This window comes from Bacteroidota bacterium, assembly GCA_016194975.1.
In the GTDB taxonomy this organism is placed as follows: domain Bacteria; phylum Bacteroidota; class Bacteroidia; order Palsa-965; family Palsa-965.
Genome location: JACQAM010000020.1, coordinates 91,367 through 104,721, shown reverse-complemented (window position 1 = coordinate 104,721; position 13,355 = coordinate 91,367). Strand labels below are relative to the sequence as shown.

The window sequence follows — 13,355 nt, the reverse complement described above, 5'->3', positions numbered from 1 at the left end:
ATTGCAATGAGTAAATATTCCGCCTCACTTCTTTTTTTGTTTTTTATTTCCATCATACTCTCAGCTCAGGGAACATGGGTGCAAAAAGCAACATTTACAGGCAACGGAAAAACTTCCGCAACCGGATTCTCCATAGGAAATAAAGGATATGTCGGCACGGGACAGGACATGACGAATTCCGGAACAAATGATTTCTGGGAATATGATTCTGATAGCGATACATGGATGCAAAAAGCAAATTTTGGTGGTGGTGCAAGAACTCAAGCTGTTGGATTTTCTATTGGTGGAAATGGTTATATCGGAACAGGAGAAGATCCGACAAGTGCTATTTTTTATCAGGATTTCTGGGAGTATGATCCGATTACCAATGTATGGACGCCTAAGGCATACTTCGGAGGAATAGCCAGGTGCCAGGCTGTTGGTTTTTCTATTGGTAATAAAGGGTACATCGGAACGGGCTCAGGCATGATCTTTCCTTTAAGTGATTTCTGGGAATATGATCCATTGACGGATGCATGGACTCAAAAAGCAAATTACGGTGGAGGAGGAATTTCTTCCGCTTGTGGATTTTCCGTCCTTGATAAAGGATATATCGGAACAGGACAAAACGGTCCCGGTTTTTTTGTGCAGGATTTTTGGCAATATGATCCAGCAACCAATGTGTGGACTCAAAAAACAAATTTTCCCGGTGTCGCAAGAGTTCTGGCAACCGGATTTTCACTCGGAAATAAGGGCTATTTGGGTTGTGGTGGAGATTACGCCGGTATTAACCGTAGTGATTTCTGGCAATATGATCCAGTTTTAAATAACTGGACTCAAAGAGCAAATTTCGGAGGCAATGGACGTGTAGCTGCGGTTGGGTTTTCAATCGATTGCAGTGGATACATTACAACAGGATTGAACGGTTCGAATCAATTTGCAAATAGTCAATGGGAATTTTCTTTCCCTATAATTTCAATAAGCATAACTGGTGATACACTCATTTATTCAGGAGACACCACTCAACTCACTGCGACAGGTTCCGGAACTTTCCAATGGAATCCTTCCACGGGATTGAGTTGCGACACCTGCATGAATCCGATCGCCGGCCCAACACAAACGACCACTTACACACTTACGGTAACAAATCCAACTGGTTGTTCCTTTTCAGATTCAATTACTATAACGGTTTTGCCGATCCTTGTAACGCCAACTGCATTTTTTATTCCTACAGTTTTATTTGGAGATGGTTCATTTGAAATTTCCGGACTTGAACCTAATTCAGCTCTTGAAATTTTTGATGAAAGAGGAAGATTGATTTTCAAAACATCAGACTACCAGAATGATTTTTATTCAGCAGGTGTTGCGATGGAAATTTATTTCATTAGGTTCACAAGGCCCAATGGAGAAACGATCAAACAGAAATTGTGCATTGTAAAATGAAACTGTAATTCAAAAATAAATTCGAATGAAAGCAAAACTACTTAGTTTCCTATCTGGATTTTTATTTTCCTCAAGCATTCTAAATGCACAATGGCAACAATCCAATGGCCCATATGACGGAACGATCAGTTCTATTGCAGCAAGCGGAACAAATATTTTTGCGGGAACTTATTATGGTGGCGTGTTTTTGTCAAGGGATTCAGGAAGCAGTTGGGCGTGCGTGAATAATAATGCTTTTAACTACTTCACAAGGGTAAAAGCATTGGCAGTAAGCGGAACAAATACTTTCGCAGGAACGCAAGCTGGAGTTCTTTTATCAACTGATACTGGAAATAGTTGGACGCCCGTCAACACTGGATTGACCTATAACGATATCAATTCATTGATGATTATCGACACAAATATTTTTGCAGGAACAAATAGCGGCGGAGTATTTTTATCCACCAACAATGGAAACTCATGGACTGCGGTCAACAATGGGCTTGGTTATATTACTGTAACATCATTGGACACAATCGGAACAACAATTTTTGCAGGAACGCAGAATGGTGTTTTTAAGTCAACCAATAATGGAAACAATTGGATAGCAGTCAATAATGGTCTCACCTTCACGTTTGTTAATTCATTAACGATAAGCGGAACAAATATTTTTGCTGGAACTGCAGGTGGAGGCATCTTTTTATCTACCAACAACGGAGGATTGTGGACGGCGATCAATAATGGTGTGACAGATTTAAATATCTCATCATTTACAACAATCGGAACAAATATTTTTGCAGGCACTTGGACTGGCGGAATATTTTTATCAAGTGATACCGGAAGCAATTGGAGTTCCATCAATAATGGTTTGAGTGATACGACCATATTGTCATTGGCTACTTGTGGAACAAATCTTTTTGCGGGAACATTTGGAGATGGCATTTTTTTATCAAGTGACACTGGCAGCAATTGGACGGCCTCTAACAATGGTTTGGCAAATACGTTGATTTCCGCATTGGCAGTATACGGAACAAATATTTTTGCTGGCGATTATGGTCCAGCTGGTGTTTTTTTATCTGGCAACAATGGAGGAAGTTGGAATGCGACAAATAACGGAATGACAAATGGAGGTATTTATTCATTTGCCTCGGATGGAACAAATCTTTTTGCGGGTACTGGAGGTGGCGTATATTTATCCACTAACAATGGAGGCAATTGGACAGCAATCAATAATGGCTTAACGTATACTGACGTTCATGCACTTGCTATAAGCGGATCAAATATTTTTGCCGGAACTTGGGCTGGCGGCGTATTTTTATCAACCAACAATGGCAATAGCTGGACAGCTGTCAATAATGGTTTGGGGTCTTATATTCCCATAAGTGCCTTGGCAATAATTGGACAAAATATTTTTGCCGCTAAAGATGGAACGGGTGAAGGCGTGTATCGTTCAACAAACAACGGAGGATCATGGACACAAGTATTTGTTTCACAAAACAATCCAGTTACTTCATTTGCTGTAATCGGTACAACTATTTTTGCCGGAATGGCATACGGAAATGGTGGAGTAGTTATGTCAACGAATAATGGTGTTAGTTGGACAGCAGTTAATAATGGTTTGACAAATACTTATGTTATGACTTTAGTGACAGACGGAACAAATCTTTATGCTGGTACTTGGGGCGGTGGAGTGTTTGTGTCAACTAATAATGGAAACAGTTGGGCTCCCATGAATAATGGTTTGGCGAATACTTATGTTTGGTCATTGGCATTAAGCGCAACTGATATTTATGCAGGAACTGAAAGTAATGGTGTGTGGAAACAATCATTATTTACTGCAAATATTATTCCTGCAAATATGAATTGCGGAAATGGTCCTTGCAATGGAACCGCAACAGTAAATGCATCTTATGGAACTCCACCATATTCTTACTTGTGGAGCGATGGTCAAACGGCCCAAACTGCATCAGGGCTTTGCGCAGGAACTTATTCAGTTACAGTAATAGATTCTCTAAATGATTCAACAACTGCAACAGTAACAATTACAAATAATCCTCTTCCAACTGTTTCTTATAATCAAGTCACCACAAACATGTGCGTGAACTGGGGTGCGCAAACATTAAGTGCGGGCACACCCGCTGGAGGAATTTATTCGGGTATTGCTGTAACTGGAAATACTTTCAATCCATCAGCAGCCGGCGCAGGAATTTTTCCGATCGTTTATACTTACACCGATGCGAATGGTTGTTCAAATTCAGATACTTCAATAATCAATGTCAGTCTTTGCTCGGGAATTCAAACGCAGGATGAAAATTTAGAATTTGTAATTTCTCCAAATCCTTCTCCAGGAAAATTTACTTTTCAACCCGAAAATAATTTCTCAGGAATAATTTCCATCACCAACATTCTCGGAGAAATAATTTATCAAACTGAAATTCTTAATCCAACCCAGGAAATAGATTTATCTGCTCAAGCCAATGGAATTTATTTTGTGACGGTGAAGAATGAGAAAGAATCATTAACGCAAAAAATTATTATTCAAAAATAATTCTTATGAAAAAATATTTTACGCTCTTCGCCATTTTTATTTCGCTCGCACGGATCTCACCCGCGCAGAAATTGGCGGTTGGCGGCAACGGTTCCGCTTTTATCTGCCCCGATAGTGTCTTGTGGACATTCGGATACAATGCTGAAGGAGAACTTGGGAATGGATCAAACAGCAGTAGTAATATTCCTTATCCTGCAATCGGGCTGACGCATTTGAAAGCCATCTCTGTGGGTGGAGGACATTCCATTGCGTTGAAAAATGACAGTACGGTATGGACATGGGGGTATAACGGAGAAGGTCAACTTGGACTGGGAAATAATTCAGACACAAACACGCCCGTGCAAGTGGCTTCTCTCACACAGATTGTCAGCATTGCGGCAGGTACAAATCATTGCTTTGCCATACAAAGTAATGGTACAGTGTGGTGTTGGGGATGGGGCGCATTCGGCCAACTTGGAAACGGGAATAATGTTGATTTAAATTTTCCATCGACAGCTAACACACTTACAAATGTGACCGCTATTGCAGCAGGCAGATTTCATGGTCTCGCATTGAAAAGTGACAGTACATTACTATCATGGGGAGTAAATTCTGATGGTGCATTAGGAAATGGAAATAATAATGATTCTTATTATCCTGTACCGGTTGCGATCACAGGTGTGACAGCAATTTCTGCCGGATGGCGTCATTCACTCGCATTAAAAAGCGACAGCACAGTTTGGGCATGGGGCTATAACAGCACAGGACAATTAGGAGATAGCACTAACATTGATTCAAATATTCCCATTCAGGTGCCCGCTCTCACTGGAATAATTGCGATAGCCGCTGGATTCGGACATTCGCTTGCCTTGAAAAGTGATGGCACAGTTTGGGCATGGGGATACGATGGCTATGGACAACTTGGCAATGGTTACTTCTTCGTTGATAGTTATTTTCCTATACAGGTAACAGGGCTGGCGGGCATAATAGCTATCGCTACAGGATCAAGTTCTAATCATTCCCTTGCTTTGAAAAATGATGGAACGGTTTGGGGTTGGGGAAACGGTGTGGAGGGTGAACTTGTAAACGGTTCCAATGTAAATAATAACATTCCAATTCAAATCACTTATTTGTGTTCATCCGTTTCCGTGTACGAAAATTTACATCCACTTGCAACATCTATTTTCCCAAACCCCTCATCCGGAAAATTTGTTTTTCAATCAAAAAATATTTTTTCTCCGACAGAAATTTCCATCACCAATATTCTCGGAGAAATAATTTATCAAACCGTAATTTCAAACTCAAACCAGGAAATTGATTTATCTGATCAAGCAAATGGAATTTATTTTGTGAATGCGAGAAACGAAAAAGGATCGTTCACTCAAAAAATTATTATTCAAAAATAATTTCCCATGAAAAAATATTTTACTCTTTTCTCACTTCTTATTTCGCTCTCCGTTTTTTCGCAAGCCCATTTGTGACTTCGGATGCAGGTGACAGATTCGCAAGAATAAGGTTTCCATTACCATCAGCACATTTCCCATTAGCAATATTACTTTCTCACACCGCCGGTACATACACAACTTTTTTCGCTTTAAAATAATCTTCTTTAAAAAAATCGCTGATCGTATATTCTTCCTTTCTCTTTTTCACATGACTGAATTCATCGGCAAGATCACCGCCTTTGAGCAGGAACCATCCGTTGGGCATGGCATTCATTTGTTTTTTCCTGATGAGTTTCATTGTCCATAGCTGCAATTCGGTCCAACGCGCCACCGCACGCGAAACAACAAAATCATATTTCGAACCGAGTTCTTCCGCACGCACCTGTTGCGCAGAAATGTTTTCGAGTTGTAACGCATTCGCCACTTCATTCACCACTTTTATTTTTTTACCAACGGAATCCACGAGATGAAATTTTGTTTCCGGGAATAATATCGCCAGCGGAATTCCGGGAAATCCACCGCCTGTTCCTATATCGAGAATTTCTGTTCCGGGTTTGAAGGAAAGAATTTTTGCAATCGAGAGCGAATGCAAAACATGATGCACATAAAAATCATCCATATCTTTCCTGGAAATGACATTGATCTGCGCATTCCAGAAATCATACAACTCTTTGAGCATGGAAAATTTTGCCGATTGATTCGAAGAAAGGTCCGGAAAATATTTTTTTATCTGATTCACGGAACGAAGTTCATTGGCAAATCAGCACATTTACACATTAAAATTTTCCCTGCGTATTCTTGAGCACGTTGTAGAGAAATTCTCTTGCGCGGAAGAGTTGTGCTTTCACCGTTCCCAATGGCAATTCGAGTTGTTCCGCAATTTCTTCATAGGATAATTCCTGGAAGTAGCGCATCTCGATGAGTGTGCGGTAACGCGGTTTGAGCTTATCCACTAATTCACGCAGCATCATCACTTTTTGTTTTTTCATGATGTGCTCTTCCGGGTCGAGTGTCTCGGATTTCAGATCCATTACCATTTCTCCGCCTTCATCATCCTGAATGGTCTGATCGATGGAAAAAGTATTTTTTCTGCGCCGGCGGATGAAGTCGATGCAGTTGTTGGTAGCAATTCTGAACAGCCACGTACTGAAAGCGAAATTCGGAGTGTACTGGTTGAGTCGTTTAAAAGCTTTTCCGAACGCTTCTACTGTAAGATCTTCCGCATCATCTTTATTGTTCACCATTTTCAGCAGCATGTAATAAACCGAATCGCGATAACGGCCCATGAGTTCTGCATACGCTTTCTGTTCGCCCTGCTCAAGCGCGCGTCGTACAAGCCCATAATCGTAGAGCGCTTTGTCGGAGAGATTTTCGTTCTGTGCTTCGTTCAATTCCATTTTCTGTTTCGCTGAAAAATGCGGGAAACGGTAATTACCGGGTAAAAGAATAATAAAATTATTTCCATCAGCGGCGCGAGGAAAACAAGATCGCGTTCCCCAAGGCGTTTCATCGCAAAACTAAAGATAAGCATTTGTACCAATAAGCGAAAAATGAAGATCCCGAGTACGACATACCACTGGAATTGCAGGATGAGTGCGGCAATAAAGCCACCAAAAAATATCCATTGGCCGATCACATTCAATGCCAGCAGAAATTTGTCTTTGAACCGGTAACGGCTTCCCGTTTCGAGATGCCTCCTTTTCTGAAACCACCATTCGTGGAACGTCTTTTTCGCAGGAGAATAACAGAAAGTCGAAGCGCTCAATTCCACGCCGCAGTTTTTTCCATTGGAAGCTTCATTCACAAAAAGATCATCGTCGCCTGAAGGAATATGGTAATGCGAGGCGAATCCTTTCACTTTATAAAAAAGTTTTTTCCGGTAAGCGAGATTTCTTCCAACGCCCATGTACGGCGCACCCGCGAGCGCAAAAGAAAGATACTGCAGTCCGATCATGAATGAATCGAAACGAATGAGTTTATTCAAAAATCCTTTCGCGCGTTCATACGGGCCATAACCAAGAACGATCTCTTTCTGCTCAGAAAAATTTCCGGTCATCGTTCGCAGCCACTGATCACTTCCCGGGCGACAATCTGCATCGGTAAAAAGTAAAACTTCATGCTTCGATCCTTTGATGCCCATCATCACCGCCACTTTTTTTCCGTGCTGGTAATATTCATCTTCTTTTATCGTAACAATTTTCAGCCGCGTTTGTTTTTTTGCAAATTCTTCCAGTACATCACCTGTATTGTCATACGAACAATCGTTCACCACCACCACTTCAAAATCGGGATATTCCTGCGAGAAAATAAGCGGAAGATTTTTCACCAGGTTGTCATCTTCATTCCGCGCACAGATGATGAGCGAAACCGGAGGACAATCTTCACTTTTTTTATTTGCTTTCCAGTTTGCAACGCGGAGAAAAAAATAAAAATGATAGAATAGCTGAATGAAAAATCCAGCGACCAGCAGCCAGAAACAGATCATGCCCGGCGAAACAGTTTTTACCTGTGAAAGAAATTCCTGTACCACGCAACAAAAATAGGTGCGCTCCATTGGCAGATTCTGGAATGGAATTTTTGCTATCAACAAAGTAATTAACAGAATCGTTATAGAGATGCGTTACGAGCGATGAATTTGGAGTATGATTAATTGGTAAATAGACCTCCGTGATTTTACATTCCAACGAATAACCAATACCTATCTTTACACCATTGAAATTCGAATTACAACAGAGCGATCCTCACTCGAAAGCCCGTGCGGGAAAGATCACCACCGATCATGGCGTGATCCATACTCCCATCTTTATGCCGGTGGGAACTGCAGGAACGGTGAAAGCGGTTCACCAGCGTGAATTGAAAGAGGACATCAGCGCAGAAATTATTCTCGGTAACACTTACCACCTTTACCTGCGGCCGGGAACAGAAATAATTTCAGCGGCCGGCGGACTTCATCATTTTAATTCATGGGACAAACCTATTCTCACTGACAGCGGCGGTTACCAGGTTTATTCGCTGAGTCATAAAAGAAAACTTGATGAGGAAGGAGTTGAATTTTCTTCGCACATCGATGGATCGAAACATTTGTTCACGCCTGAAAATGTGATGGACATTCAGCGGAAGATAGGCGCCGATATTATTATGGCTTTTGATGAATGCACGGCGTGGCCCTGTTCGTATGAAGATGCAAAAACGTCAATGGAAATGACGCATCGCTGGCTGAAACGCTGCATCGCACAATTCGATTCCACCGATCCGCTCTATAATTATTCACAGTCCTTTTTTCCAATTGTACAGGGAAGTACTTATCGTGACCTTCGAAAAATTTCTGCTGAATTTATTGCGGAACAGGACCGCGAAGGAAATGCGATCGGTGGATTATCGGTGGGGGAACCGGTGGAAGAAATGTATGCACTCACCGATCTCGTTACTTCTATACTTCCTGAAAAAAAACCGCGCTACCTTATGGGCGTGGGCACACCGGCGAATATACTCGAGTGCATTGCGCTGGGCGTGGATATGTTCGACTGCGTGATGCCCACACGTAATGCGCGTCACGGGCTGCTCTTCACCCGCAATGGGATCATTAACATAAAAAATGAAAAATGGAAGAACGATCACTCTGCACTCGATGAATCGGGCACATCTTTTGCCGATGCGCAGTATTCCAAAGCTTATGTACGCCATCTTTTTCACAGTGAAGAAATGCTCGGCGCTATGATCGCTTCTGTTCACAATCTTTCCTTTTATCTTTCGCTCGTGCGCGAAGCAAGAAAACATATCATCGACGGCGATTTTTCTCCGTGGAAAAAAACAATGACGGGCACGCTCGAAAATCGTCTCTGAAAAAAAAATGGATAGACCGCTACAGATACTCGACCGCTACATCCTGAAAAAATTCCTGGGAACTTTTTTTCTTTCCATCATCCTCATCATGTTCATCGTTATTGTTTTCGATGTGTCGGAGAAGATCGAAGATTTCCTGCAACCGGGGATCACACTGCACGCCATTGTTTTTGATTACTACGTGAATTTCGTTCCCTACTTCGTCAACCTGTTCAGCCCACTTTTCACTTTCATTTCCGTCATTTATTTTACCAGTCGTCTTGCATCACGAACGGAGATCGTTGCCATTCTTTCTTCCGGAGTAAGTTTCAATCGTTTTCTGCGGCCCTATCTTATTGGCGCCAGTGTGATCGCTGCAATTTCACTCGTGCTGAATAATTTCATCATTCCGATGTCGAACAAAATACGGATCGATTTTATGGATAAATACATTGACAAGAATTATGTTTTTGCCGGAAAAAATATTCACCGCAAAATTTCCGATGGCGTTTTCGTTTACATGAGCACGTACGATGCGCAGGATAATTCCGGTTCGCTTTTCACGATGGAAAAATTCAGGGACCGTTCGCTTATCTCGAAAATGTATGCGCGCGAAATACAGTGGGACAGTATTCACAATCGTTGGTCTATTCTCGATTCCTACACACGTTTCATCAATGGAAAAAAAGAACTACTTACGCCTGTGCGGCCGAAATTCGACACGTCATTCGATCTCAGCCCGAAAGATTTTGGCCGGGCGGAAAATGAAAAAGAATGCATGACCACGCCGGAGCTTAGAAAATTCATTGAGAATGAACGGCTAAAAGGATCCGATTCCATTGGCACGTACGAGATCGAATTGCAGAACAGGTTTGCATCGCCGTTCGCCACTTTCATTCTTACGCTCATTGGAGTTTCTGTATCGAGCAGGAAAGTGCGTGGTGGAATAGGGCGTCATCTTGGATTCGGGCTGGCGCTGAGTTTTATTTTTATTTTTCTCAACCAGCTTTTTGTTTCCTATGCGCAGAACGGTTCCATGCCTTCCATGCTGGCCGTGTGGCTGCCGAATATTATTTTTCTTTTTGTTTGCTTTTATTTATTGAGAAAAGCGCCAAAGTGATATTCCCATGATACAATTCTCTTGTGATTTAAACTTTGCCGATTTAACTCAGTTGGTGACGAATGAACGAAAATATTTTCACGAAATTCTTGACACGGATTGCCCGATACACTACATTGCGTCATGAATTGATTTTTTAAAGAATTGATTCTCCAAAGATTGATAAAGAGTAGGCCAAAAGATAATCTAACATGAAAACTACAACTTCAAGAAAAATGTTATCAGCAATTTTATCGGTGATAATTATGGGTTTTATTTCTCATTTAACTGCGCAATTCCAAACCTCTACCAATGAAGTTGATGTTGATATTTCCGATCAACCAAAAGGAATTTATTTTGTTCGATGCAATATAAATGGAGAAATAAAAGTTCTGAAGTACATTAACCAATAGTATGTATCCCCCGACCAAGTGCCTCTTGCTAAGTTCATTTGACCAATGGTTACTTTAGAAGTTTGACGGAAAAGTCATCAACGCCCCACATTCCATTATACCTTACAAAAAACACCTTGAGTTGTTCATTCCTGCTCTTTCGTTCAGGAAGTTCTACTTCTGTTGCAATCTCATACCAATTTCTTAAACCTGAAAAAGCAGGTAGCGGAATGGCCTTATTAAAGAAAATACTATCCTGTCCAGTTTCCGTGATGATCAGATCGCCTTTCGCTTCAGAATTATCTTTCATTACCCATGCAGAAATCTTGATATGCGAAGGAGTATCAAAAAAATCTTCATTCATTATTTTGCAATAGCCGGCAGAGTAGGGAGAATGAGAATCTATCTTTGAATAATGCGTTCCTGAATGAGCGTTGCCTTGAACAATTGTCTCCATTCCCGGCCAATCAACATATCCTTCCATATCATTAAAGTCCCCTTCAGATTCCATGACAAAATTATCGTGGAAAAGAGTGTCCTCGAATTCTTTGCCGGTCTTCAAAAAAATGAGCCAGTACCTCTCTTTATTCATGAAGCCCGGATGTAATATTTTGTTTTGGTACTGATAAACCTGAATTAGATTTAAGAAAATAAGAAAACCGCAAACAAGAAATAAAATCGGCAGAACTATTTTTTTCTCAAAGAACCATTGCGTTAAGAATGCAAACGGCAGAGCAACCAAAGAATAGTACCCAATATAAGCGCGAAGGCCGAATCCCCATCCATATCGCCAGTCGTGCCATGATGAAATAATGAAAACAATTAATAGCATCGGCGGAAGGATGCAAGCGAAAATAAATCTTGAGCGAAAGAACATCACCAATAAACCAAGAACTCCGATAAATATCATTGGCGCATAAACAAATAGTCCCTTGTCGTAACTGAAAAGTGTTCCCCATATATGCGGATTCTTAAAATTAAATCCTTCATTTTGATAACTCCATTGAAAAAAATGTCTCGTTTGCCAATAATAAATCCAAAGTTGAATGGAGCAAATAATAATAAATACCGAAATCCCAACCAAAAGGGGAAGCCACTTTGCAATTAGCCATTTCCGGAAAATAATTAACTGGTTTGCGTTACCGGCCGTCATCGGAATTGCAAGAATAATAATAGAATCAACAGGCCTTATTAAGGTGACTATTGCTAATGAAGCCGCAGTGAATGTCACTTTGCGGAGAGTCGGCGATAAAATCATCGAGCGGGAGAAATAAAGAAAAATGCTCGTAACGGCAAAGGAATAAGTATGCGACATCGCGGGTTCATAGATTGCGTAATTGAAAAGATTTGTTCCAAAAACAAAACATGAAAGGACGAATAAGATGATAAGATCACTGAAATTAAAAAGTCTCAGGAAGTTCCACAGAAAATATAAACCAAGCAGTAAATAGAAAATCGCCGCGAAAGCAACACCATACATATAAGGTTCCGAAAACCCATTGGTTTTATAATGAAATAATTTTGCATAAACTCCAGAGATAATAAAGAATGGCAATTGACAAAGAGCTTCGCCTACGAAATACTTGTTTACGTAGTTCCCATTAATAATATTAAGAAAATTAGCCGTGTCATTTGGAGCTTCTGACTGCCCTTTATAAAATGAACAGGAAGGATCATGATAAATAAGAAATGAAGGCAAATAACTATAATATCCTCTTCCGTCCATACCGAGAACACATTTCCAACGTTCATCACTAAGATTAGTAATCGATTTATTGAGAAATAAACCTCCTACCAGAATAAGGAAAAGGAAAATTATTTTCTTCCGAAGGAAAAGGCCTATTACTCTTAAGACTTTCACAAGGTGTTTCAGATGGTTTTTTTAACAAGCTGTATTCAAATATACTGTTAAATTTTTTTTGAAAATTTCCAATGGTTCCGAGGGGGGGGATATAATACAACGCTGAAGAATTTTTATCAGCCCTTCCCACTAAAAAAATTCCACAGCGATTCATCCGGCGGCGGCGCAATTATTTTTACACTTTCTTTTTTCACCGGGTGAATAAATTCTAATTTTCCTGCGTGAAGATGAATGGATGCATCGGGATTAGATCTTCTTGCCCCGTATTTCAGATCGCCTTTGATGATGCAGCCGATCGTTGCGAGCTGCACGCGTATCTGGTGATGGCGGCCCGTATGCGGATCGATCTCGAGTAAAAAATATTTATCTGACTTAGCGAGCAATTTGTAATCGAGTTCGCATTTCAGGGAATTTTTTACTTCGTGAAGCGATGCGAAAGATTTATTCATTTTTTCATTCTTCTTCAGCCAGTGTACCAGGTGATCTTCATTCTTCGGCGGAGGCGATGAAACAACTGCCCAGTAAACTTTCTTCACTTCGCGCGTACGGAACATTTCATTCATTCTTGCTAATGCTTTGCTCGTCTTTGCAAATAAAACCACACCGCTCACAGGCCGGTCAAGGCGATGAATGACGCCGAGAAAAACTTCTCCCGGCTTATCGTATTTTTTCTTCAGGTATTCTTTGATCGCATCGCCCATTGGCGCATCACCCGTTTTATCGGCCTGCACGATCTCCGATGGTTTTTTATTTATAGCGAGAAGATGATTGTCCTCGAAAAGAATCTGATCCGTGAACTGCATAATGA

The 13,355-nt window shown here is 40.9% G+C and carries 11 protein-coding genes; 6 read left to right on the top strand and 5 right to left on the bottom strand.

The genetic code is table 11. From position 1 onward, the window contains the following. Positions 1-6 precede the first annotated feature (6 nt). From HY064_12935 to HY064_12925, 3 genes are read left to right on the top strand one after another with little or no spacing between them, the layout of a single operon-like run. Entirely contained in the window at positions 7-1,422 is a 1,416-nt protein-coding gene (locus HY064_12935; GenBank protein MBI3511560.1) for a hypothetical protein, read from the top strand. A 25-nt stretch (positions 1,423-1,447) separates the two neighbouring features. Further along, positions 1,448-3,949 carry a T9SS type A sorting domain-containing protein gene (locus HY064_12930; GenBank protein MBI3511559.1) on the top strand — a complete coding sequence of 834 codons (2,502 nt, stop codon included), beginning with the start codon at positions 1,448-1,450 and terminating at the stop codon, positions 3,947-3,949. Between the two features lie 5 nt (positions 3,950-3,954). Further along, positions 3,955-5,334 (top strand): T9SS type A sorting domain-containing protein, encoded by a 1,380-nt coding sequence (locus tag HY064_12925; protein MBI3511558.1) that lies wholly within the window; start codon positions 3,955-3,957, stop codon positions 5,332-5,334. Positions 5,335-5,488: 154 nt separating this feature from the next. Here the strand turns inward: HY064_12925 and rsmG are convergent, their stop codons facing one another. The 3 genes from rsmG to HY064_12910 are packed head-to-tail and all read right to left on the bottom strand — an operon-like array spanning position 5,489 to position 7,927. Then, a complete protein-coding gene (rsmG, locus tag HY064_12920) occupies positions 5,489-6,112 on the bottom strand; it encodes a 16S rRNA (guanine(527)-N(7))-methyltransferase RsmG (GenBank protein MBI3511557.1) in 624 nt (207 codons plus the stop codon). A gap of 37 nt (positions 6,113-6,149) precedes the next feature. Continuing rightward, on the bottom strand, positions 6,150-6,770 hold the full coding sequence (locus HY064_12915; protein MBI3511556.1) for a sigma-70 family RNA polymerase sigma factor: 621 nt from the start codon (positions 6,768-6,770) through the stop codon (positions 6,150-6,152). After that, on the bottom strand, positions 6,761-7,927 hold the full coding sequence (locus HY064_12910; protein ID MBI3511555.1) for a glycosyltransferase: 1,167 nt from the start codon (positions 7,925-7,927) through the stop codon (positions 6,761-6,763). Before HY064_12910 ends, HY064_12915 begins: the two co-directional genes overlap by 10 nt. Before the next feature lie 158 nt (positions 7,928-8,085). Here HY064_12910 and tgt point away from each other — a divergent pair, with 158 nt between their 5' ends. The 3 genes from tgt (at position 8,086) to HY064_12895 (ending at position 10,707) form a co-directional block, all read left to right on the top strand. Continuing rightward, entirely contained in the window at positions 8,086-9,216 is a 1,131-nt protein-coding gene (gene tgt / locus HY064_12905) for a tRNA guanosine(34) transglycosylase Tgt (GenBank protein MBI3511554.1), read from the top strand. A 7-nt stretch (positions 9,217-9,223) separates the two neighbouring features. Beyond that, positions 9,224-10,315 (top strand): LptF/LptG family permease, encoded by a 1,092-nt coding sequence (locus HY064_12900; GenBank protein ID MBI3511553.1) that lies wholly within the window; start codon positions 9,224-9,226, stop codon positions 10,313-10,315. A 191-nt stretch (positions 10,316-10,506) separates the two neighbouring features. Next, positions 10,507-10,707, top strand: coding sequence for a hypothetical protein (locus tag HY064_12895; GenBank protein ID MBI3511552.1), 201 nt, complete (start codon positions 10,507-10,509; stop codon positions 10,705-10,707). 49 nt (positions 10,708-10,756) lie between these two features. Here HY064_12895 and HY064_12890 read toward each other — a convergent pair whose 3' ends face one another. After that, on the bottom strand, positions 10,757-12,547 hold the full coding sequence (locus HY064_12890; protein MBI3511551.1) for a hypothetical protein: 1,791 nt from the start codon (positions 12,545-12,547) through the stop codon (positions 10,757-10,759). 116 nt (positions 12,548-12,663) lie between these two features. Then, positions 12,664-13,350 (bottom strand): RNA pseudouridine synthase, encoded by a 687-nt coding sequence (locus HY064_12885; GenBank protein MBI3511550.1) that lies wholly within the window; start codon positions 13,348-13,350, stop codon positions 12,664-12,666. Positions 13,351-13,355 lie beyond the last annotated feature (5 nt).